Annotated in this window: 20 protein-coding genes; 6 read left to right on the plus strand and 14 right to left on the minus strand. The window is 70.3% G+C overall.

Annotated elements, in window-relative coordinates:
* The first annotated feature begins 21 nt into the window (after window positions 1-21).
* A complete protein-coding gene (locus ABG085_RS11440; protein WP_347975865.1) occupies window positions 22-1,347 on the plus strand; it encodes a M20/M25/M40 family metallo-hydrolase in 1,326 nt (441 codons plus the stop codon).
* A 76-nt stretch (window positions 1,348-1,423) separates the two neighbouring features.
* Window positions 1,424-2,902: an MFS transporter gene (locus tag ABG085_RS11445; RefSeq protein WP_347975866.1), complete on the plus strand. Its 1,479-nt coding sequence runs from the start codon at window positions 1,424-1,426 to the stop codon at window positions 2,900-2,902.
* Window positions 2,903-2,914: 12 nt separating this feature from the next.
* Here the strand turns inward: ABG085_RS11445 and smpB are convergent, their stop codons facing one another.
* The 4 genes from smpB to prfB all read right to left on the minus strand — a co-directional run bounded on the left by smpB (window position 2,915) and on the right by prfB (window position 6,745).
* On the minus strand, window positions 2,915-3,391 hold the full coding sequence (smpB, locus tag ABG085_RS11450) for an SsrA-binding protein SmpB (RefSeq protein WP_163617463.1): 477 nt from the start codon (window positions 3,389-3,391) through the stop codon (window positions 2,915-2,917).
* Window positions 3,392-3,502: 111 nt separating this feature from the next.
* Window positions 3,503-4,417 (minus strand): permease-like cell division protein FtsX, encoded by a 915-nt coding sequence (gene ftsX / locus ABG085_RS11455; protein WP_347975867.1) that lies wholly within the window; start codon window positions 4,415-4,417, stop codon window positions 3,503-3,505.
* The gene (ftsE, locus tag ABG085_RS11460; protein WP_347975869.1) at window positions 4,414-5,541 is read right to left on the minus strand and encodes a cell division ATP-binding protein FtsE; all 1,128 of its coding nucleotides are present in this window, start codon (window positions 5,539-5,541) and stop codon (window positions 4,414-4,416) included. The genes ftsX and ftsE overlap by 4 nt, the downstream gene beginning before the upstream one ends.
* Window positions 5,542-5,632: 91 nt before the next feature.
* Entirely contained in the window at window positions 5,633-6,745 is a 1,113-nt protein-coding gene (gene prfB / locus ABG085_RS11465) for a peptide chain release factor 2 (protein WP_347975870.1), read from the minus strand.
* Window positions 6,746-6,770: 25 nt separating this feature from the next.
* On the opposite strand from prfB, the gene ABG085_RS11470 reads away from it, so the two are divergent.
* Window positions 6,771-8,099: an MFS transporter gene (locus tag ABG085_RS11470; RefSeq protein ID WP_347975871.1), complete on the plus strand. Its 1,329-nt coding sequence runs from the start codon at window positions 6,771-6,773 to the stop codon at window positions 8,097-8,099.
* Entirely contained in the window at window positions 8,096-8,428 is a 333-nt protein-coding gene (locus ABG085_RS11475) for a hypothetical protein (RefSeq protein ID WP_347975872.1), read from the plus strand. Before ABG085_RS11470 ends, ABG085_RS11475 begins: the two co-directional genes overlap by 4 nt.
* A gap of 21 nt (window positions 8,429-8,449) precedes the next feature.
* Here ABG085_RS11475 and ABG085_RS11480 read toward each other — a convergent pair whose 3' ends face one another.
* Window positions 8,450-9,466 (minus strand): MarR family transcriptional regulator, encoded by a 1,017-nt coding sequence (locus tag ABG085_RS11480; RefSeq protein WP_347975873.1) that lies wholly within the window; start codon window positions 9,464-9,466, stop codon window positions 8,450-8,452.
* A gap of 78 nt (window positions 9,467-9,544) precedes the next feature.
* On the opposite strand from ABG085_RS11480, the gene ABG085_RS11485 reads away from it, so the two are divergent.
* Window positions 9,545-13,402 carry a S8 family serine peptidase gene (locus tag ABG085_RS11485; protein WP_347975874.1) on the plus strand — a complete coding sequence of 1,286 codons (3,858 nt, stop codon included), beginning with the start codon at window positions 9,545-9,547 and terminating at the stop codon, window positions 13,400-13,402.
* Window positions 13,403-13,512: 110 nt separating this feature from the next.
* Here the strand turns inward: ABG085_RS11485 and ABG085_RS11490 are convergent, their stop codons facing one another.
* Both ABG085_RS11490 and ABG085_RS11495 read right to left on the minus strand, forming a co-directional pair.
* On the minus strand, window positions 13,513-14,337 hold the full coding sequence (locus ABG085_RS11490) for an RIO1 family regulatory kinase/ATPase (protein WP_347975876.1): 825 nt from the start codon (window positions 14,335-14,337) through the stop codon (window positions 13,513-13,515).
* A gap of 498 nt (window positions 14,338-14,835) precedes the next feature.
* Window positions 14,836-16,797, minus strand: coding sequence for a hemagglutinin (locus tag ABG085_RS11495; protein ID WP_347975877.1), 1,962 nt, complete (start codon window positions 16,795-16,797; stop codon window positions 14,836-14,838).
* A gap of 163 nt (window positions 16,798-16,960) precedes the next feature.
* On the opposite strand from ABG085_RS11495, the gene ABG085_RS11500 reads away from it, so the two are divergent.
* Complete coding sequence (locus ABG085_RS11500; protein WP_347975878.1) at window positions 16,961-17,566, plus strand: response regulator transcription factor; 606 nt, start codon at window positions 16,961-16,963, stop codon at window positions 17,564-17,566.
* A gap of 51 nt (window positions 17,567-17,617) precedes the next feature.
* Here the strand turns inward: ABG085_RS11500 and ABG085_RS11505 are convergent, their stop codons facing one another.
* Genes ABG085_RS11505 through ABG085_RS11535 form a run of 7 tightly spaced genes read right to left on the minus strand, consistent with a single transcriptional unit; the run spans window position 17,618 to window position 22,114 of the window.
* Window positions 17,618-18,055 carry a pilus assembly protein TadG-related protein gene (locus ABG085_RS11505; RefSeq protein ID WP_347975879.1) on the minus strand — a complete coding sequence of 146 codons (438 nt, stop codon included), beginning with the start codon at window positions 18,053-18,055 and terminating at the stop codon, window positions 17,618-17,620.
* Between the two features lie 8 nt (window positions 18,056-18,063).
* Window positions 18,064-18,537 carry a TadE family protein gene (locus ABG085_RS11510; protein WP_347975880.1) on the minus strand — a complete coding sequence of 158 codons (474 nt, stop codon included), beginning with the start codon at window positions 18,535-18,537 and terminating at the stop codon, window positions 18,064-18,066.
* Window positions 18,512-18,943, minus strand: a complete 432-nt coding sequence (locus tag ABG085_RS11515; RefSeq protein ID WP_347975881.1) for a TadE/TadG family type IV pilus assembly protein — start codon at window positions 18,941-18,943, stop codon at window positions 18,512-18,514. The genes ABG085_RS11510 and ABG085_RS11515 overlap by 26 nt, the downstream gene beginning before the upstream one ends.
* A 4-nt stretch (window positions 18,944-18,947) precedes the next feature.
* Entirely contained in the window at window positions 18,948-19,136 is a 189-nt protein-coding gene (locus tag ABG085_RS11520; RefSeq protein ID WP_347979178.1) for a hypothetical protein, read from the minus strand.
* A 31-nt stretch (window positions 19,137-19,167) separates the two neighbouring features.
* Complete coding sequence (locus ABG085_RS11525) at window positions 19,168-20,097, minus strand: type II secretion system F family protein (RefSeq protein ID WP_347975882.1); 930 nt, start codon at window positions 20,095-20,097, stop codon at window positions 19,168-19,170.
* An 11-nt stretch (window positions 20,098-20,108) separates the two neighbouring features.
* Entirely contained in the window at window positions 20,109-20,969 is an 861-nt protein-coding gene (locus tag ABG085_RS11530; protein WP_347975883.1) for a type II secretion system F family protein, read from the minus strand.
* Entirely contained in the window at window positions 20,966-22,114 is a 1,149-nt protein-coding gene (locus ABG085_RS11535) for an ATPase, T2SS/T4P/T4SS family (protein WP_347975884.1), read from the minus strand. Before ABG085_RS11535 ends, ABG085_RS11530 begins: the two co-directional genes overlap by 4 nt.
* Window positions 22,115-22,212 lie beyond the last annotated feature (98 nt).

The raw sequence follows: 22,212 nt of genomic DNA on the forward strand, positions 1-22,212 counted from the left end.
CGCTCCCCCGACGGGCGACCCGTGAGCGTCCGCCCCGGGATCGCCGAGCGGCTGTCGCGCATGATCCAGCTGCCCACGGTCTATGCCGAACGCGCCGAACGGGGACCGGCGCCGTTCGACGCGTTCGCGGATCTTCTCGTCGATCTCTACCCCCTCGTGCACGAGCGCCTAGAGCGGGAGCGCATCGGCGAGCTCGGCATCCTTTATCGCTGGCGTGGACGCGTCGCCGAGCGGCCCACCGTGCTCATGGCGCACTTCGACGTCGTTCCCGTGGACGAGAGCGACGCGTGGTCGCATCCGCCCTTCGAAGGACGCATCGAGGGCGGCTGGGTCTACGGTCGCGGCGCCCTCGATGACAAGGGACCGCTGGTGGTGGTGATGGATGCCGTCGAGAACCTCCTTGCGGCCGGCTTCACGCCCGCGCGGGACGTGTACCTGTCGTTCGGCGGTGACGAGGAGACGTTCGGCGGCGCCGCCCGGGTGATCGCCGAGACGCTGCGGGACCGCGGTGTCGAGCCGTGGCTCGTGCTCGACGAAGGCGGCGCCGTCGTGGCGGCGCCCCTCCCCTTCGTCCGCGGACGGGCGGCGATGGTCGGCGTCGGCGAGAAGGGTGTGCTCACACTCCGCCTCAGCGCCCGCGGCGAGGGCGGACATGCGTCCGCTCCGCCGTCGCGGACCGCGGTGCGCCGCATCGCGCGCGCGGTCGAGCGCCTCGGCCCCGGCACGTTCCCGGCGCGCACTCCGACTGCGGTCACGCGGATGCTCGAGCTCTTCGCGACACGGGCCGACGGCATCCCTCACCGCCTCTATCGCCTGCTGGCCGCCATGCCGTGGCTGACCGCGCGGGCCTTCGCGGCGATGGGCGGCGAGCCGGCTGCTCTCGTGAGAACCACCGTCGCCGCGACCATGCAGTCCGGCGGCACGGCCGCGAACGTGCTGCCCTCGCAGGCGTCGGCGACGCTCAACCTGCGCATCGCGCTCGGCGAGTCGGTGCAGAGCACCGTCACTCGGGTGCGGCGACGGATCGCCGATCGACACGTCACCGTCGAGGTGCTCGAAGGTGACGAGCCGTCGCCGGAGTCCTCGACCGAGAACGCGCAGTTCGCGCTCATCACCGAGGCCGTGAAGGTGTCCCATCCGGACGCGGCGACCGTGCCGTACATGATGATGGCGGCGACCGACTCGCGGCACTTCCACCGCTTCTCGCCCGCGGTCTACCGCTTCGCGCCGCTCGAGATGAGCAAGGCGCAGCGCTCGTCGATCCACGGGGTCGACGAGCGCGTCGATATCACGGCGCTCGAACGGGGTGAGCTGTTCCATCGCACGCTGCTGCAGCGCTTAGAGTGATCGCACCCGCCCTGTGCGCACGCGCGAGGGCGGAGGGAGCACGCTCGGGTCTGGGGCCCACAAGCAAGGAGCACGGATGACGCGCAGCGCCATGTCCTCACGCGTCACGATCGGGACGCTGGCGAGCGTCGTCGGCTTCCTGGCCTTCGTCGAGTTCACGAGCGGCGTGATCCAGGGCTACTACACGCCCATGCTCACCGACATCGCGCGGCACCTCGGCGTGCACGACGCCGATGTCAATTGGCTCGAGGGCACACAGCTCATGCTGTCGGCGCTGGTCGTGCCCGCCTTCGCGAAGCTCGGCGACATGGTGGGGCACAAGCGCATGCTGGTGATCTCGACGGCCATCACGGCCGCGGCATCCCTGGTGCTGCCGTTCACCGACTCGTTCGCCGTCTTCCTCGCAGCGTGGGCCATCCAGGGCTTCTACGTCGTCTGGCTGCCGCTGGAGATCGCGCTGATCTGGTCGCGCTCGCGCCGTATGGAGGGCCGGGCGACGATCACCGCGCGTGCTGCGGGATTCCTCGTGGCGGCACTGGAGTCCGGCGCCATCATCGGCGCCCTGGTCGGCGGCATGCTCATCGACACGCTGCCGCTGTGGATCGTGCTGCTCGTGCCGGCGCTGCTCGTCGTCGCGTGCTTCTTCGTCATCCTGTTCGGGGTGAAGGAGTCGCCGGAGCCGACCGGCGGCCGCCTCGACAACGTCGGCCTCGTGCTCATCTCGCTCGCCCTCGTCGCCTTCACGGGCGGCCTCAGCCTGCTGCGCCTGGACGGCCCGGTCGACCTGGTCGCCTGGCTCGTCACGGCACTGGGCGTGCTGCTCGTCGTACCGTTCGCGCTGTGGGAGCTGCGACGGGAGGACCCGCTCATCGACGTGCGGATGTTCCGCTCCCCCGCGCTCGGCCCGGTGTTCCTCACGGCAGGACTGTTCGGCGTCAGCGTGCTCGGCGCGCAGGCGCCGCTGTCGACGTTCGCCCGCACCGACCCCGAGACGTATGGCTACGGTCTGGGAACGACCGGGTTCCAGACCTCGCTGATCATCGGCGTGTATCTGATCGCCATGATCACCGGCGCGCTGCTGTATTCGCTGATTGCGCGACTCACCGCACCCCGACTCACCCTCATCGGCGCGGCGACCCTCGTCGGCGTCGGGTTCCTGATGTTCCTGCCGTTGCACGACACCTACGCACAGGTCATCGTGAACATGCTGATCGTCGGTCTGGGCTCCGGCGCCCTGGTGGCGGCGCTCCCGGCGGCTGCGGCATCCGCTGCTCCGCCGAGCCAGACCGGCGTGGCGACGGGCCTCACGAACTCGGTCAAGACGGTGGGCGGCGCGATCGCCTCCTGCGTGTTCGGCATCGCCCTGCTGCAGGGCGCGACAGGCGCCGCTGCCGGCGGCACGGCCGGGTCGCTGTCGGGGTACTTCACCGTGTGGGCGGTGTGCGGTGCGACGGCCCTGGCTGCCGCCGTGCTGCTGTGCTTCGTGCCGAAGACGGCCTTCAGCGACCGGGCCTCGCACGACGCGACGGATGCCGCCGCTCCCGTGGTGCGCTGAACCGAGCCGGGGCTAGTCGCCGAGGCGGTTGCGAGAGCGCATGGCGCGCTCGGCCTCGCGCTTGTCCTCACGCTCGCGGATCGTCTGGCGCTTCTCGAACTCGCGCTTGCCCTTCGCGACCGCGATCTCGACCTTCGCGCGGCCGTCCGAGAAGTAGAGCTTCAGGGGGATCAGCGTGTAGCCGCCCGCCGAGATGGCGTGCGAGAGCTTGACGATCTCCTCCTTGTGCAGGAGCAGCTTGCGCGTGCGCTTGGAGGAGTGGTTCGTCCAGTGCCCCTGTGAGTACTCGGGGATGTGCACGGCGTCGAGGTACGCCTCGCCGTTGTCGATGTAGGCGTAGCCGTCCGAGAGGTTCGCACGGCCTTCGCGCAGCGACTTCACCTCGGTGCCGGTCAGCACGAGGCCGGCCTCGTACGTCTTCTCGATCGCGTACTCGTGGCGCGCGCGACGATTGGTCGCCACGACCTTCTCCCCGCGTTCCCTGGGCATGATGTCTCCTCGTCGAAGCCGTGCAGCCGGCTCCTGAGCGTCCGGCCGGTCCGTGAGCAGGTCCTTGGCGCACGGCAGCCTGTCAGTCTACCCCCGCGAGGGCGCGGGATCTCACGCCCGCAGCCATCTCCGGATCGCGAAGCCGGCGGACAGCGCCGCCAGCGCCACACCGACCAGGATCAGAACGGGCACGACGAGCCACGCGTCGCCGATGTCCACCCAGGTCGTCACGAAGTCGACGCGGTTGCGCAGATACTGGTCGACGCCGAAGTGCACGCCCGCGATGACCGCGGCGCTCGCGAGGATCGATCCCAGCAGCGCCGCGAACACGCCCTCGAGGATGAACGGGGTCTGGATGAACCGGTTGGATGCCCCGACCAGCCGCATGATCCCCAGTTCCCGCCTTCGCGCGTAGGCCGACAGACGGATCGTCGTCGCGATGAGGAGCACGGCCGCGATGAGCATGAGCACCGCGATGCCGACCGCGATGTAGGTCGCGATGGTGAGGGCTGAGAAGAGCGGATCGAGGTACTGCATCTGGTCGTTGACCAGTTCGACCCCCTGCATCCCGCTGAACGCCTCGATGATGACGTCGGACTGCTCCGGGTCGACCAGGGTGATGCGGAACGTCTCGTTGACCTGGTCGGCCGTGATGACGCTGGCGTTCTCTTCGCCGGCGATCTGCAGCAGCTCGTCGTACGCCTGCTGGTGGTCGAGGAACGTGAGCTCGCGGATGAGCGGCGCCAGCGCGCTGCCCTCGAGCTTCGCCCGCACCTCTTCCACCTGCTCGGGCGTCGCCTCGCCGTTCGAGCACGTCGCCGGTGTCGAGATGCTCGTGCACATGTACACGGCGACCTGCGCCCGCTCGACCCAGAAGTCGCGCATCGTGCCGATCTGCATCTGCATGAGGATCGCCGCGCCGACGAACGTCAGTGACACGAACGTGACGAGCACGACCGACACGACCATCGACAGGTTACGACGCAGGCCTGTGAAGGCTTCCGACATGATGAGTCCGAACCTCATGAGGTGGGCCCCACTTCGTCGTCGGGGTCGGTCTCGCCGAGGCCGAGCCGGTCGGCGAGGCCGAGTTCCGCCACCTCGATCTGCTCGAGGTCGACGACCGGGATCGACTGGGTGTGCGCGGGCGGCGCAGCCACCGCCTCCGGCTCTTCGGGCCCATCGGGGCCGTCGGCCGACTGCTCGAGCGCCTCGGCCTTCCTCAGCTCGTCGACGGCGAGCGCTGCGGCGGTGGCTGCCTCGGCTGCCGCAGCGGCGGCTGCCGCGACGCCCGGAGACACCGTCTCCGTCTCGCCGGCGATCGGCTCGTCCTCCTCGACAGCTGTGGGATCGAGCCCCGCAGCGGCGGCGATGGCGGCCTCGCGCTGCACCTCGAGCACCGCCGTGAGGGCGGCGACGGCGGCCGCGCCGCGCTCCGGCTCGGGCGCCAGGCTCGGGAGTCCCGACCGGTCGCCGTAGCCGCCGTGCCGCTCATCGCGGACCATCTCGCCGTGCCGCAGCTCGATCACGCGGCGCTGCATCTGGTCGACGAAGCCGGCCTCGTGCGTGGCCATGACGACGGTCGTGCCGCCCGCGTTGATGCGCGAGAGCAGCTGCATGATGTCGATGGAGGTCGCCGGGTCGAGGTTTCCGGTCGGCTCGTCCGCGAGAAGGATCTGCGGGCGGTTGACCAGCGCGCGGGCGATGGCGACGCGCTGCTGCTCACCACCCGACAGCTCGTGGGGGAACCTCTTCTCCTTGCCGGCGAGGCCCACGAGCGCGAGCACCTCGGGGACCGCCTGCTGGATGAAGGCGCGGGACGAGCCGATGACCTGCAGCGTGAACGCGACGTTCTGGAAGACCGTCTTGGTCGGTAGCAGCCGGAAGTCCTGGAAGACGGCGCCGATGTGCCGGCGGAAGTAGGGCACCTTGCGGTTCGACAGCGTCCGCAGGTCGCGACCGAGCACGACCACCCGGCCTTCTGACGGCGTCTCCTCACGGAGGATCAGGCGCAGGCAGGAGGACTTGCCGGATCCGGAGGCGCCGACGAGGAAGACGAACTCTCCGCGCAGCACCTCGAAATCGACATCGCTCAGGGCGGGTTTGGAAGTGCCGCGAAAGCGCTTCGTGACGTTCTCGAACCGGATCATGGCCTAACGAGCCTATGCGGCCGCCCCGTCCCCGTGTCCAGCGACACTCACGGCTGCGGCATCCACCGGTGGACTCCGGGCACCCGGCGGATCAGTCGTCGACGTCTTTGCGCTTGCGCCAGCGGATGCCGGCCGAGATGAAGCCGTCGAGGTCGCCGTCGAAGACGACGGCGGGGTTGCCGACCTCGTGCCCCGTGCGGAGGTCCTTCACGAGCTGCTGGCCGTACAGGAAGTAAGAGCGCATCTGGTCGCCCCAGCTCGCGGTGATGACACCGGCGAGCTCCTTCTTCTTCGCCGCCTCCTCCTCGCGCTGCAGCAGCATGAGGCGCGTCTGCAGCACCCGCATGGCGGCGGCGCGGTTCTGGATCTGCGACTTCTCGTTCTGCATCGACACGACGATGCCCGACGGGATGTGCGTGAGGCGCACGGCCGAGTCGGTCGTGTTGACCGACTGGCCACCGGGACCGGACGAGCGGAAGACGTCGACACGGAGGTCCCCTTCGGGGATCTCGACCTCGACGGCCTCCTCCATCACCGGGATGACCTCGACCGCCGCGAACGACGTCTGCCGCTTGTCGGCGGAGCCGAATGGGCTGATGCGCGCGAGACGGTGGGTGCCGGCCTCGACCGAGAGCGTGCCGTAGGCATAAGGGGCGTCGACCTCGAACGTCGCGGACTTGATGCCCGCGCCCTCCGCATAGGACGTGTCCATGAGCTTCACGGGGTACTTGTGACGCTCGGCCCAGCGCAGGTACATGCGCAGCAGCATCTCGGCGAAGTCGGTGGCGTCGTCGCCCCCGGCGCCCGAGCGGATCGTGACGACGGCGGAGCGCTCGTCGTACTCGCCGTCGAGGAGCGTCTGCACCTCGAGCTGGCTGACGATGTCCTCCAGCTCGGCGATCTCGCGACGCGCCTCTTCGGCGGCATCCTCGTCGTCCATCTCGTTGGCGAGCTCGACCAGCACGTCGAGATCGTCGAGACGCTGCTCGACGTCGGTGACGCGCTTGAGCTCGGACTGGCGGTGGCTGAGGGCGCTGGTGACCTTCTGCGCCTTCTCGACGTCGTCCCACAGATTGGGGGCGCCGGCCTCCTCGCTGAGACGCGCGATGTCTTTCGTGAGTGCCTCGACGTCGACCACGGCCTTGATGTCGGCGAACGTGGAGCGCAGGGCCTGGATATCGGCGGAGGGATCGAAGTCGAGCATGACAGTCCAGACTAACGTGGAAGCGATGAGCGATCACGCCGAGTCCGCCAGCGCGCGGGACGTGCTGTGGCGGTTCGGCCCCATGGTCTACGGCCCCACACTGCTCTTCGCGCTCGGCGAGGGTGCCGTCATCCCCCTGATCCCGGTGATCGCCGCGCAACTCGGAGCGGATGTCGCGACCGCCGCCCTCGTCGCGTCAGCGCTCGTCGTGGGCCAGCTCTGCGGAAACATCCCCGCCGGCTGGTCGGTCGCCCGCATCGGCGAACGCCTCACCATGGCGATCGCCGGCTTCGTCTCCCTCGCCGGCATCGTGGGCATGGCGTTCGCGCCGTCGCTCGGCATCTTCGCCATCGCGGTGTTCCTCATCGGGTTCTGCGCGGCGGCCTTCGGGCTCGCACGCCACTCCTTCATGACCACGCGCGTACCGCTGTCGTTCCGCGCCCGCGCGCTGTCGCTGCTGGGCGGCACGTTCCGCCTCGGCATGTTCGTCGGTCCTTTCGTCGCCGCCGCGCTCCTCGCCGTCCTCGGCGATGAGCACGCGACGATCTGGTTCTTCGGCGGCTGCCTCGTCGCGACGATCCTGCTGGTGCTCCTGGGTCCCGACCCCGAGAAGCAGCTGCTCGCCCCGTCTGCATCCGCCCGCGCGGAGGTGGACACCGAAGACACCGGCGAGCCCGTCACGGGTTCGATCCCGTTGCGACGGTCTCAGCGGTCGGGCTCCCCTACGGCGAGCGCGAGATCCGACCCCGGCACCGGCGTGGTGCGCACGATGTGGCGCCACCGCCGCGTGCTGTCGACGCTCGGGCTGGCCGCGGCATCCCTTTCCGCCGTCCGCTCTGCGCGCCAGGTCGTGCTGCCGCTGTGGGGCGTGTCGATCGGACTCGATGCGCAGACGATCGCGCTCGTGGTCGGCATCTCGGGCGCGATCGACTTCGCGCTGTTCTACGCGAGCGGCCAGGTGATGGACCGGTTCGGGAGGCTGTGGGCGGCGCTTCCGGCCATGATCCTGATGGGTGCGGGGTTCGTCGCGCTCGCCTTCACGCACGATCTCCCGCAGGCGGCGATGTGGTTCGCCATGTTCGCCGCGGTGCTCGGAGTGGGCAACGGCCTGTCGAGCGGCATCCTGCTCACCCTCGGCGCCGATGTCGCTCCGCAGTCGGATCCGGCCGCGTTCCTCGGGTCGTGGCGTACGCTCACCGACGCCGGCGGCGCGGTCGCGCCGCTGCTGGTCTCTGCCATCGCCGCGGTGGGCTCGCTCGCCGTGGCGACCGGAGTGATGGGCGCCATCGGACTGCTGGGCGCTCTGGCCTTCGTGCGCTGGGTGCCGAGATACGTGCCGCGGACACTGCCATGACCGCCGTGGTGCGATTCTGCCGCAGCCGCAAGGGCGGCCGGCGCTGCACGCGTCCCCTCGGCCACGCTGGTCTGCATCGCCACCGGACGATCATGTGGGCGGATGCCGCGGACGACCCCGCGCGCTGTCCGGGCTCCGGTGAGCCCGGCACGCCCGCCGCCCCGCTCGCCGACGGCTACCCGGACGGGCGAGCGATGTGCGCGGTGTGCCACCGCTTCATCGCGCTCGACGCGGACGCACGGCTTGTGCCGCACGACACGGCGGACGAGAGCGAGACGGATGCCGAGACCCGGCGCCGTCAGGAGTGGTTCAACGTCCACGGCTGGTAGGGATTCTCCCGCGGCCCGACGTCAGACCCAGGCTCTGCGCACCGCCTCCGCACCCAGCTGCATGCGCGTCGTGACGCCCGCCGTGTCCATGAGCTCGGCGATCCGGCGCTGCACCGTCCGCAGCGAGATGCCGAGCTGCGCGGCGGCCGCGGCATCCGTCACCCCCATGAGCAGAAGGTGCAGCAGGTCGTGGTCGATGTCATCGGTCGTGGGCATCGCGGCGATGGGGAGGAACTCGGTGGCGGCGCGCCAGTACTCCTCGAAGATCGAGCTCACGAGGTCGAGCAGGCCGCTCGGGTGGATGAGGAGCGCACCGAAGCCGCGGTCCTCGCCCTGCGAGTGCATCGGGACGAGCGCCATCTGGTCGTCGACGATGAACATCCGCGTCGGCAACGTCGGCAGCACACGGATCTCCTCCCCGATCTGGGCCATCTCACGCGCCGCGGTCAGGAACCCCGGCCGTTCCAGCACCGCGTTCTCGACGATCACGCGGTAGCGCACGCCGCGGGCGAGCGCACGGTCCTCCTCGATATTGTCCTCGCCGCTGAGCAGGGCGATCTCGTGCAGTACGAGCACGCGCACCTGCTCGATGGACGCGGCCTGCAGCTGCGCGACCCGCTGCCGCACGGCGTCGTCGCCGATCACCACGTCGACCACGTCTGCGACGCTGCGGCGCTCCACCGATCGCCGGTACAGATCGCTGAGCTCGACGAGCGCCTCGTGCGCGCGGGTGAGCCCACGCTCCCGCTCGAGCAGCAGCGGGCGCAGTGAGATCGACGGCGGCGACGCGACGAACCGGTCGCTGCTCGATGCCTGACGCGCCAGCAGACCGAGTCTTTCCAGCTCGGCGACCATGGGGCGCACGCGCGGCAGCGACATGCTGAGGGCTGCCGCGATCTCGGCCATCGACGCGGACGGCTGCTGCAGCACGCACCGGTACACAGCGGTGTGCGCCTCGTCGAGACCGAGCGCTTCGAGCACGGTGGCCTTCCCCATGTCGTCCATCGTCACCCGCCCAGCCTGGCGGATGGTGGCCATGGCATTTCTCCGCCACCACTTTAAGCACACCGGCGACGAAGGTGGGCACTACGGAATCCCCAACCGAGAGGCTCGCGCATGTCACGACCCCAGCCCTCCGGACGCCGCCTGCGTCCGATCGTCGCCGCCACGAGCGGCATCGCGATCGCGATCGCAGGCGTCGGCCTCGCCACCCTGCCGGCCACGGCATCGCCCGCCCCTGAGGTCTCCCCCGCCTCAGCCGCGCCCGATGCAGCTGCCGTCACCAGCCACACGGTGACCCTCCTCACCGGCGACCGCGTGACGGTGACCGACCTGTCGGACGGCACCCACGCCGTCTCGGTCGACACCGCCGTCGAAGGTGCCGGTGTCCGCACGTACGAGGCGGCCGGCGACCTCCACGTCGTACCCGACGCCGCGATGCCGTATCTCGCAGCGGGCGCGCTCGACGAGGACCTGTTCAACGTCTCCCTTCTCATCGAGTACGGCTACGACGACGCGTCGGTCGACGCCACCCCGGTCATCGTCGAGCAGGATGCCGCGTCCGCCCGGAGCTACTCCGCCCCGGCACCCGGGCTCGAGGTGCAGACGGCGCTCGAGAGCATCGGCGCCTCGGCCGCGACGCTCGGCCACGACGCGGCCGCCTCCGCGTGGCAGACGCTGACCGCACCCACGGCGCGCAGCTTCTCGGCCGCGCCGGAGCTCGCCGGCGGGATCGAGGCGATCCACCTCGACGGCAAGGTGCAGGCCACGCTCGACTCGAGCGTCGGCTACATCGACGCGCCCGAGGCCTGGGCCGCCGGCCACACCGGCGCCGGCGTCACCGTGGCGGTGCTGGACACCGGCTACGACGACACCCACCCCGATCTCCAGGGCCGCGTGCTCGACGGCTCGAAGAGCTTCGTCCCCGGCGAAGAGGTGGCCGCCGACCCGAACGGCCACGGCACCCACGTCGCCTCGACGATCGCGGGAACCGGCGCCGCGAGCGACGGCACCCACCGCGGCGTCGCCGACGGCGCGCAGCTGCTCGTCGGCAAGGTGCTCGACGCCAGCGGCTGGGGCCAGGACTCGTGGATCATCGACGCGATGGAGTGGGCGGGCCAGAACGCCCCGATCGTGTCGATGAGCCTCGGATCCCCCGTGCCGTCCGACGGCAAGGATCTGATGGCCGAGTCGCTCGACCGGATCGCCGAGCAGACCGGCGCCCTCTTCGTCGTGGCCGCCGGCAACGCCGGCGCGGCCGAGACGATCGGCGCACCGGGATCGGCACAAGAGGCGCTCACCGTCGGCTCGGTCGACGACCCGTCGGGCGCGCTGTCGTGGTTCACCAGTCAGGGGCCGCTCTCCCGCTCCGGCGCATTGAAGCCCGACGTCACCGGCCCGGGCAACGACGTCACCGCGGCACGTTCCGCCGACGCCGGCGGTGAGGGCGCGTACATCGGGATGAGCGGCACGTCGATGGCGACGCCGCACGTGGCGGGAGCCGCCGCGATCCTCCTCGGCGCGAACCCCGACTACACCACCGACCAGCTGAAGGCGGCCCTCGCCAGCACCACGGTCGACGTCGGCTACACCGCGTACCAGGGCGGCTCGGGCGTCATCGACGTCGACGCCGCACTGGAGGCACCCGTCGTCGCGTCCGGCTCGGGCGACTTCGGCATGCTGATGTGGGGCGAGGAGCCGACCCCGGTCGAGCGCACCGTCGAGTACACCAACCGGACGGATGCCGAGATCACCGTCGCCCTCACCGCGACGCTCGGCGACACGACGCCGGGCGCCGGCGGCGAGCCCGGCCCCCTGTCGGCCGGCATCGCGTTCGACGCCCTCACGCTCGACGTCGACGCGCTCACGATCCCCGCCGGTGAGACCCGCTCGGCGACGATGACGGTCGACCCGGCCAAGGTTCCTGCGGGCACCCAGCTGTCGGGCGTGCTCGTCGGATCCATCGAGGGCGACCCCGTGACGCGGACCGCGCTCGGAACGATCGCCGAGGCGGAGCGCTACGACCTCACCATCACGGCCACCGACTTCGACGGCAACGCGACCACCGCGTACGCGATGCTGTACGACCCCGCGACCCAATGGGCCGAGCCCGTGCTCGTCGCCGGCGAGTCCACGCTGCGCCTCATGAAGGGCGACTACACGGTCATGTCGTTCATGGAGCTCGCGCGTACGCCCGACACCATCGCGACGGTGCTGGTCGGCGAGCCCACGCTCGAGCTGGACCAGAACCGCACGGTCGCCCTCGACGCCCGCACCGCCGAGCAGATCACGGTCGGTGTCGGTCAAGACGGGCTCGATCCCGTCTTCCGCAGGATGGACGTGACGGTCGACGACTTCGTCGCGAGCGCGATGATGCCCGTCTGGACGGATGAGATGTGGGCGCAGCCGCAGACCGTCGACGACGCCGACTTCGGCTTCACCACGCGGTGGCGGCTGCAGACACCGCTGCTGACGCTCACGGCGGGCAAGCAGCCGCTCGACCTCATCGAGCAGATCGGCTCCACGCTGCTCGACGGATCGTTCAAGGCGACCGCCGTGGACGCCGGCAAGGGCAGCGCCGAGGAGTTCGCCACCGCGGACATCGCGGGCAAGATCGCCGTGGTGACCCGGTCGGCCGAGGTCTCGGCATCCCAGCGCGCCGCGAACGCGGCCGCCGCCGGCGCGAAGCTGCTCATCGTCGTCAACGACGGCGACGGTGAGTTCAACGAGTGGGTGGGATCCGAGGACTACGCGACGGATGTCGGCATCCCGGTCGCCGGGATCAGCGGCGTCGAAGGGCGTCAGCTGCTCGCGCAGCTGGCGACCAAGAAGCTGACGATCGCCGCCGTCGGGGTTCCGACCTCGGATGTCGTGTACGACATCGCCGAGTTCGGTGACGGCGAGATCCCGTCGGACCTCTCGTACGCGCACACCGCGGACGACCTCGCCCGCATCGACACCCGCTTCCACGGCCAGCGGGAGGAGATCGGCGAGTTCCGCTACGACTTCGTGCCCGGCGCGGAGTACGGCAACGGCTTCCCGATGCGCACGCAGCGCGGGACCGAGCGGGCTGAGTGGGTCAACACCGACGGGCTCCGCTGGTACCAGAGCCTGGGGATCACGTCGGTCCGCTGGGAGATGCGCGACATCATGCGCAGCTACGAGCCGGGCGAGCGCACCGAGGCCGAGTACTACGGCGGAATCGTGCGCCCGTACGTCGGGACGGGGTATTGGGTGCCCAACCTCGTGTCCGACTACGCCCAGATCAACATCCCGAGCTGGGCCGACGGCGGCGACTCGGCCCACACCGGTGCGTTCGACACCTGGAGCGAGCCGTCGACGGTGCAGCAGCTGACCGACGTGTACCTCGACGGCGAGCTGATCCGCCAGACCGAGCACCAGGGTGCGAACGTCTTCGACCTGCCCGACGGCGAGCACGACTGGCGCGTGGTGAGCACCGCGACCCACGACGGCTCGCACCTGGCGGGATCCACGAAGACGGTGAGCGACTGGACGTTCCGCGCCACCGGCAAGCTGGGCGATTGGGAGTACCAGCTGCTCCCGCTGATCCAGGCGTACTACGACGTCGACGTCAACGCGCAGAACCTCGTCGGCGAAGGCCGCAAGAAGGGCTCGGGAGTCACCCTGGGCCTGGAGCTCGGACACGTCGCGGGCACCTCCCCCGCCGGCGCGATCACCGACGCCACGCTCGAGGCCCGCACCGCGGGCGGCGATTGGGTGCCGGTGGCCCTGTCTTCGGCGGAGACGGATGCCCCGACGGGCGCTGTCGAGCATGACGGCGGCATCTTCGTCGAGTCGCGCGCCTGGGTCAGCGGATTCTCCGCCCAGATCCCGGTGCCCGACAAGGGCGGCTGGGTCGACCTGCGTGTGACCGCGACGGATGCCGAGGGCAACACGTTCTCGCAGGAGATCGAGCGCGCGTTCGAGGCCACGCCGGCCAAGGGCGCCCGCTAAGCGCAGCGCGCCACGAAGGGCTCCGACGCACGCGTGTCGGAGCCCTTCGTGCTGCGCCCGCGGCGCGGCCGAGGGCTAGTCTCGCGGACTCTTACCGGGCCAACAGCCGCTCACCAGAGCATCCCGATCAGGTGGGCGAACAGGTCCTCCGAGTCGTTGTCGAGACCCCGCCGCGCGAACCACGTCGAGATGTTCACCACGTCGCGGTGCAGGAAATCGAGCCCCTGCGGGTTGGCGGCCACGTCGACGATCTGGGGCAGGTCGATCACCACGATGCGCCCGTGGTGGTCGAGCAGGTTGTACGGCGACAGATCGCCGTGCGCGAAACCGGCACCGGCGAACGCCTCGAGGATGCCGACGACCTGGGCGAAGGCATCCTGCAGCTCCTCGCCGTGCAGTCTGCTCTGAGCGAGTCGCGGCGCCGCGGCGCGGCCGTCGCCGACGAACTCCATGAGCACCTCGGTGTCGCTCACCTGCACCGGATAGGGCACGGGAACGCCGGCCTGCCAGGCTCGGCGCAGCGCCTCGAACTCGCTGTGCGCCCAGTGCCCGGCCGCCACGGAGCGGCCGTGCGCCGACTTGCGGCCCACCGCGCGGGCGTCGCGGGTGTTGCGCATGGTGCGGCCCTCTTCGTAGCTGCCCGAGCGATGGAAATCACTGTGATGCGTCGTGCGATACCGCTTCGCGGCGAGCAGCACGCCGGCGGTGCCGGGGACGGCGCGCTCGATGAGGTGCACGTCTGCCTCCTTGCCGGTCTTGACGACGCCGAGCTCGGTGTCGAAGGCCGCTGAGGCGGTGACGAGCCAGTGCGGATGCGGCAGTGGCCCGCGCTGAGTGGGAGACGAGGCCGGCCAGGTGGACCAGCGCTGATCGGTGCCGGGTTCGAGTTCCGGCGAGAGAAGGGATGCGGACGCGTCGAAGCGTGCGGATGACATCGGGTGGACACTCCAGGATGGGAGGTCACCGGATCAGTGGGTGCGGGCGACCTCGAGGGAAGAGAACAGGACACAGGGCGTGGCAAAGGCAGCCATCGTCGTTCCTCCTTCCCGGTAAGGGTGCCGCGGCACCGATTCGCTTCACTGTAGCGGAGCCAGGGTTCGGCATCCATCAACCCCGCCCCCTTTCCGTCTGATGTGAACGGGTGCGGTGTCGTTGTCGGCGAGCACTACACGCTCGCGACCGCCTTCGCCGACGGGTTCCCCGACGGTCGCGGACTGTGCCGTCTGTGTCATCGGTCGCACTGGGCAGCGGTGGCGGGCTCGTCCCCCGCGACGCCTCAGACGACAGAGAGACGGATGCCGAGACCCATCGGCGCCGGCAATGGTTCAACGAGCACGGGTGGTAGCCGGCGCACACGAATGGCGCTCGACACAGGTCCGAGCGCCATCCGCAGGCTGTCGTGATCGACGGACTAGGTGCCCGTCGTCACTTCATCACGGCAGGGTCTTGTTGTTGTCGATCATCAGCGACGAGACCTCCTTGCAGCTGGCGGCGACATCGTCGTGGGCCAGGTTCGTGCTGTCATAGCTGACACGCCACGAGAACGAGCCCGACGTGGTGTACGCCGTCGTGTTGGACGTACTCACTGTCGCCGGCGAGGGCGACCCGGCGCCGGCCACGCCACCCGCGTCCGGGATGGCGACCGGCTGCGTCCATGCCGGGTCACCGGCACAGGTCCCGTTCGTGAAGAACTCGAACAGCACCGTCCCCTTCATGTTGCCGCCGGGCGAGGCGGTCACCGTGGCGGAGTCGTTCGGAACCCACCGCTGCGCCGTGCTCATCGTCGTGGGAATCGTGTTCACCATGACATCCTCGTTGGCGACGTTGCACGCCGTGTTGTGAGTCTGCGCCGTCGTGTTCGGCAGGCTTCCGTTGTACTCGGCCACCCAGTGGTACTCGCCGGGAGCGAGCGGAGCGAACGGAGCCGGGCTGTACTGCCCGTTCCCGGTCACCGCCACCGCCGCCGACGTGTAGACGAGCGGTCCACACACGGTCGCGCTCGGCCCGTAGAGCTTGAACACGATCTCTCCTCCGGCCGCTGCGCCCGCTGCGGGCGGAGTCGGTCCGGCGTGGATGATCGCCGCGGTCGGCTGGGGGGCAGTGCCCCCGAGTGTCGCCGTGTCGGTCACGTTGCCGCCGAGGTAGACAGCTGGCCCTGCCTGCGTGGTGAGTGTCGGCGTCACGGGATTGACCGTGAAGCACTCACCCGAGGTGGAGTCGCTCGATCCTGGGATCGCGTTCGCGGAGTCGCCGGTGAAGGTCGCCCGCCAGCAGTATCGTCCGGCCGACGTCACATAGGCCGGTGGCGATGCGACCGTGACGGGGTACTCCGTGGCGGCCGCCGGGAGGTTTGTCGAGCCGATGCTCGTCCCCTCCTTGCCGGTTGTTCCGTCACAGGTGCCGGCGTCGAGCTTGCACAGCCAGAAGGCTACTGAGCCTGCCGGGTCGGCCGTGCCGCCGGTGACGTCGACGACCGCGGAGTCCTTCACTGTCAGAACGCCGGTTCCGATCGAGATGCCCGCTGGCGTGATCGCCGTGCCGCTGCCGTCGGTCGGCGTCGTCACGGTTGTGGACTCGCAGTTGCTGAGCGTGATCCGCTGCAGGATCGTGTCTTTGTAGTCGGCGGTGTCGGAGTTTCCGGTGACCGTGCTCGGGATGACGTTGGCGAACGCGAGGCACTCGCCGCCCGACCCCAGATCGTTGGCGGTGAGGTTGATCGCAGCCTCGCCGCGGAAACCGTCGGCGCTGAACTCGGCGTCGTAGTCCTGAAGAGGGACAGCGTCGCTCAGCGTGAGGACGCCGTTGACCAGCTCCCATTCGCGCACGAGGAGCGTGGTGCTGCCTCCCTGCTGATCCCAGAGGATCAGGAAGTCGCCTACGGCCCTGTTTGCCCACGGGTTGCAGTTGTCGATCAGCTGCTGCTGCGTCGCCGTGCCGTACGCACATGCGGCGGGGGCCTCGTCAGCCATGAACTCGTACGCGATGAAGCCGCTTCCCGTCGACTTGTCACGCTGCCACGCGAAGTACAGGTAGTCATCGCCGTCCACACGCGCGGTGTCGAGCCACGTCGTGTTGAGGTCGACCTGCGCATTCGGGTTGGTCTCACCGAGTGTCGGCGGCGCGTCGTCGTGGATGACTCCGATCTTGGTCGTGCTCGCGTTCAGCGGTCCCAGCTCTTTGGTGTTCCCGGCGGGATCGGTGATCGGCGTCAGGTCGGGATCCGTGTCATCCGGCACGATGCCGTCGATGTTGTACGGTCCGATGATGTCCGCGGACGCACCGGGTGCGACCAGGACGGAGGCCACCAAGGCGAGAGCGGCTGCGGCGACCGCCCAAGGAGCGCGCCTGCGACGCGCTGGAATCTCCCGACAGTCGTTCGGGTCCTGACTGTTCATGGCATACCCTTCTCTCGGCGCGCCACTGGTCACGGCGCTCGACAGGACTTACGCTAGAAATCGCGTGGGGACGCGACCATCGGCAACTGGGTACCGGGGTGTGGGGAAACTCCCTAGGGTGATCCGTCCCGAGCGAGAAGGCGCGCGATTCGGGGGAGGAATCGTGAGCACGGAAGTGACGTTCGCACTGGTGGTCGCTGGGGATCATGTCAGGGCGGACTACGTGGCGCTGCTGGGACGGCTGGGACTGTCGTCGGCGTCGTTCGGACGCGCAAGGGATGCCGCGGCCTGGCTGAACGGCCAGGTCCCCGCGGTGGCGATCCTCGAGGTCGAGGACGGCGGCTGCGGTTTCCTGCGCGAGCTGAGGGACCGCTACGGGCCCGACATGCCCGCGGTGCTCGTGTCGGCCGACCGCATCACGCCGGCCGACGTGGTCGCGGGGCTTCTCGTCGGCGCCGACGACTACGCCGCCGAGTCCATGGACGCCGAGGAGTTCCTCGCTCGCGTGCGGCGGCTGATCGAGCGCACGCGCCCGCTGCATGTCGCGACAGCCGATCTGACGAAGCTCTCGGCGCTGACTCAGCGCGAACGGGAAGTACTCGCGCTGACGGCGGAGGGCCTGGGGCAGAAGCAGGTGGCGACGGCGATGGGCATCAGCATCAAGACCGTCGGCGCCCACATGCAGAACCTGCTGGTCAAGCTGGGCGTCCACTCCCGTATGGAGGCCGTCGCACTCGCCGCCCGCGCCGCCGTCACGGCCGGCGTCTGACCGGGCCGCGCGTAGGCGCTGCGGTGGACGGCGCAGCAGGCGCGGTCAGCGTCATCGCAGCGCGGTGCGGCTCGTCGCCGTGGATTCGAGCGTCACGCCATCAGGTACGAAGACGGTGACGATCGGCGGATGCCACTCCCCCGCCACCGTGACCCGTGCAGAGACGCCGTCGGGGCTCGTGGCGGAGACGAGTCGCGCCCTGTCTCCGATGGCATCCATTATCGCGACCGCCTCGCGACGTACGCCGGCATCGGTGAGCGTGGCGACGGGCTCACCGCCGGCGACGGAGAGCTCGAAGCCGTCCGCGGCGGCGAGGGCTGCGGCATCCGCCACCGCATCGAGCTGCTTCTGCGCGAGGTACAGGCTCGTCGCCGCGGTACAGACGAGGATCATTGCGATCGCGAGCACCGCGTAGCCGAGCGTCAGGATCAGCACACTCCCCTCGTCGTCCGCCTCCGGCATTCGCCGCGCGCCGCCGCCTCTGCGCACCGAAAGCCTCATTGTCCGCTCCAGAACCGCGACACCTTGTGCGCGCCCGTCGCTTCGACCGGGACCGCCGCGATGTCCTCGAGTCCGAGAACCGGCGGAACCAGCGGCAGTGTCACCGCGGTGCTCACCGTGACGTGCAGGGTTGCGCCCGCCCGCGGGCAGGAGGCCCCAGCCGGGGTGCAGCCGATCGACAGGTCCACGTCGTCGAGGCCGTACTCCTGCGACACCGCAGCGAGGACGGCATCGGCGCGGTTGCGCGCGTCGTCCGCGTCGGTGGCGGTCGACACGGCACGGGCGATGTGCCGCGCCGCCGCTTCAGCGCCGAGGCTCTGCCCCTGGATGAGTCCGAGCGAGACGATGAGGTACACCAGCGGCACCAGCATCAGCAGCCCGAGGAGGATGAACTCCAGCGCCGCAGAGCCGCGTTCCGCGTCGTCACCGGCAGCCGCGACGAGCTCAGTCGAAAGATTCGACGGGCGCATGCGCCGTCACCTCCAGCGAACGCGGAGCACCGAGCAGACCCACCAGCGGGAGTGTCGCGGCCACCTGGATCTCGGTGGTCTGCTGACCCAGCGATGAGCCCTCGCGCACGCTGACGTCGGTGGCGTACTCGCGACCGATCGTTCGACTCAGGATGTCGCGGGTGCGCTGCGCCCCGTCGGCGAGCGTCGTGTCGGCGAGTGCCGCGTGGTAAGCCCCCTCGACCGCAGCGTCGTGCACCACGTTGCGTACGTAGACCGCGAGGCCGAACTGCAGCACGCCGAGTGTGAGGACGGTGAGCAGCGTGCCGACGAGGACGAACTCGACCGGGCTCGCGCCCGTGTCGTCGCGGTGCTCCGCGGCGATCCAGGCGCGTAGGCCCGACATGCGGCTCGCGGCGACGCGCATCGCGTCAGAGTCCGGAGACGCGGCTGATCGCCTGCTCGAACAGGTCGGCGAGCGCCGGCCCCGCCATGGCCCAGATCACGACGACCAGCCCCGCCGTCATCAACGTGATCAGGACCCAGCCGGGTACGTCACCCCGCTCGTCCTCGGCGAGGTCGCGCCGCGCGCCGCGAAGCCGAGCCGTGAGGCACTGCATCCGTGTTGTCATCATTTCTCCTTCCGGCCTGTCAGCCGAGTCCGAGTCGAAGCATGAAGATCCCGGGGAAGACCGCGAACAGCACGCTCAACGGCAAAATCAAGAAGACCAACGGAAAGAGCATGTAGATCTCCTTCCGCCCGGCGCGCTCGATGAGGGCGCGCTTGGCGTCCTCGCGGGCGTCCAGCGCCTGCGCCTGCAGCACATGCGCGAGCGGGGCGCCGCGCTCGATGGCGGCGACGAGCTGATCGATCGAACGGGTCAGCGCCGGGATCTCGAGGCCGGCCGCCAGACGCGTGAGCGACTCCGAGAGCGACGATCCGGTGCCGACGGCGACGATCACGCTCCTCAGCTCCGTCGTCAGCTCCCCTGCACCCACCTCGCTCACGCGTCGGAGCGAGTCGAGGATGCCCTCGCCGGCAGACAGACACAGCGCGAGGAACTCCAGCACCGTGGGCAGTTCCTCTTCGATGCGCGCGGCGCGAGCGCGGGCGGCGTGTGTGAGCCAGGCGTCGTACCCGAGCCCCGCCGCGACGGCAGCGACCGGCGGGAGCAGACCGAGCACCGGGGATCCGCGCCCGGTGAGCACGAGCGCGACGACGACGCAGCCGCCGAGGCCGAGCCCCGCGATCGCCCAGCCGAGCTGGCGGCTGCGGAATCGCGCCGGGTCGATGGTCCATGCCGCACGGTGCAGGCGTCGGGCGAGGACCGCGTCGCCAACCGCCAGACGGGCCAGCCGTCCCCGGATGAGCAGCGACCACGTGGAGGGGTCCCAGGCGAAAGTCGCCCCGCCGCCGGGTCCCACCACGTCGAGGCCCCGTGGGTCGGTGACGTCGCGGATGTACGGCGCGATCCGTCGCGCCAGGCTCGGAGCACCCCAGCGCGGCGCGAGCGAGATCAGCAGGCACACGCCGACGCCGAGCGCCGTGCCGAGTACGACGGCGAAGGCGACGTCGCTCACGCCGGTGACGATCATCCGAACCACCGCCGCGGTTCGGGCAGGCGGCCGAGCCGGATCATGAGCCGATAGGCGACCAGCGAGACCGCCGCGCCGACGAGGATCAGGGCGATCCCGCCCGGGCTGGCGTAGGCACTCGCGCCCTCGGGACGCATGGCGAGCAGTGCGAGGATCACCCAGGGGGCGACCACGCCCAGTACCGCTGCGCCGCGCACCCACGACTGCCGCGACTCGACCTCGGCGCGCAGCGCCGCATCCGCGCGCACCGACGAGGCCAGTGCCCTGAGTACGGAGGTGAGCTCCGTACCCCCGACCTGTCGCGCCATCCGCAGCGTCTCGACGATGCGGTCGGCCACCGGATCCGCGAGGGTGGTCTTCAGACGCTGGATGCTGGAGTCGAAGTGGCCGGACGCCGCGACGTCCCGCGCGAACCCGGCGAACGCCGGTCTCAGCTCACCGGGTGCCGAGTCGGCCAAGCTCGCCACCGCGTCGGGAAGCGACATCCCCGCACGTACCGAGGCGATGAGCAGATCGCACACATCGGGCCAGAGTCCGCGACGGGTGCGCAGAAGCTTCGAACGCCGCGCTCGCAGCCACGCGAACGGGGCGATCGCCCCCGCCGATGCTGCGACCAGCGAGAGCGCGGCGACCGGCGCGACGAGCCACGCGACAGCTGCTGCCACCACGGCGCACAACCCCGCGACGACGACGATCGACGCCACGGAGACGCGAGCCATCCCGGCGTCTTCGAGCAGGCGCGCGATCCGCCCTCGATGCACGGGCTCGGCGCGCACGCGCGAACCTGCCGGCCACAGCCACGGCGACGCCACCAGCAGCAGCCCCGCCGCCAGTACGGCGCCCCATACGAACGTCACGAGGCGTCCGCCCGGTAGAGCGTGCGCGCCGTGATCACGCCGCCGGCCACACCGGTCGGCGCGACGACCTCGACCACGCGCCGCGCGCCCGTGGCGTCTCGTTCGCAGTGCGCGACGAGGTGGACGGATGCCGCCACCGCCGGCTGCACGAAGCTCGCGTCGATGTTGCGTCCGGCCAGGAGCGGAAGCGCAGCGAGCTTGCCGAGGGCCTCACGTGCCGAGTTCGCGTGGATCGTGGCCGCGCCGGGAACACCGGTGTTCAGCGCCAGCAGCAGGTCCAGAGCCTCGGCGTCTCGCACCTCGCCGACGACCAGACGGTCGGGGCGCATGCGCAGCGCTTCTTTGACGAGCCGCCGCAGCGTCACCTCGCCGGTGCCCTCGAGGCTGGGCTGTCGTCCTTGCAGTGACACGAGGTCGGGCGCGGCGACGGCGAGTTCGAACGTCTCTTCCACCGTCACGATCCGATGCTCCGGCGGGCACGCCGCGATGAGCGCACCGAGCAGCGTCGTCTTGCCCGCGTGCGTCGCTCCCGAGACCAGCACCGACCGCCCGGCGATCATCGCATCGCGCAGCAGGGTGGCTGCTTCCGGGGCGATCGAGCCCGCTGCGACGAGGCGGCCCAGGTCGCGGTACGCCGGCAGGAACTTGCGGATGTTGACCGCCCAGTGCCGGCGCGTGATGTCGGGGATCACCACGTGCAGCCGGCTGCCGTCCGGAAGGGAGGCGTCCACGAAGGGCTGGCTCAGATCGACGCGACGGCCGCTGGACTGCAGCATCCGTTCCACCAGATCTCGCACCGCGGTGTCGGTGAGCATGAGGGGCACCCGCTCGGCGACGCCCGCCCGCGCCACGAAGATCCGGTCGGGAGCGTTGATCCACAGCTCTTCGACCGTCGGATCGTCGAGGTATGCCTGCAGCGGTCCGAAGCCCGCGACGGCGGCGAGGACCTCCCGCACGCAAGCGGTCTCGTCGTCGACCGGCGCCATCCCGCGGGCCAGCGCGAAGTCGTTGTGACGGCGCACCTCGGCCCGGGCCACCTGGGCGGCGAACTCGGGGTCACGGGTCGGATCCGAGCGCTCCGCACGCAGCCTCTCACGCACCCGCTCCGCCACCAGCGTCGCGACGGGAGCGGTGGAGGAGGTCACGTCAGCATCCTCGCAATTCGTCGCGGAGCCAGCCGAAAGTTATCCACAGATGCGGCCGTCGCCCTCGAGGGGCAGGATGGAAGAACCGACGAAAGGAC

The sequence above is a fragment of the Microbacterium sp. ProA8 genome (assembly GCF_039905635.1).
GTDB classification, from domain to species: Bacteria; Actinomycetota; Actinomycetes; order Actinomycetales; family Microbacteriaceae; genus Microbacterium; species Microbacterium chionoecetis.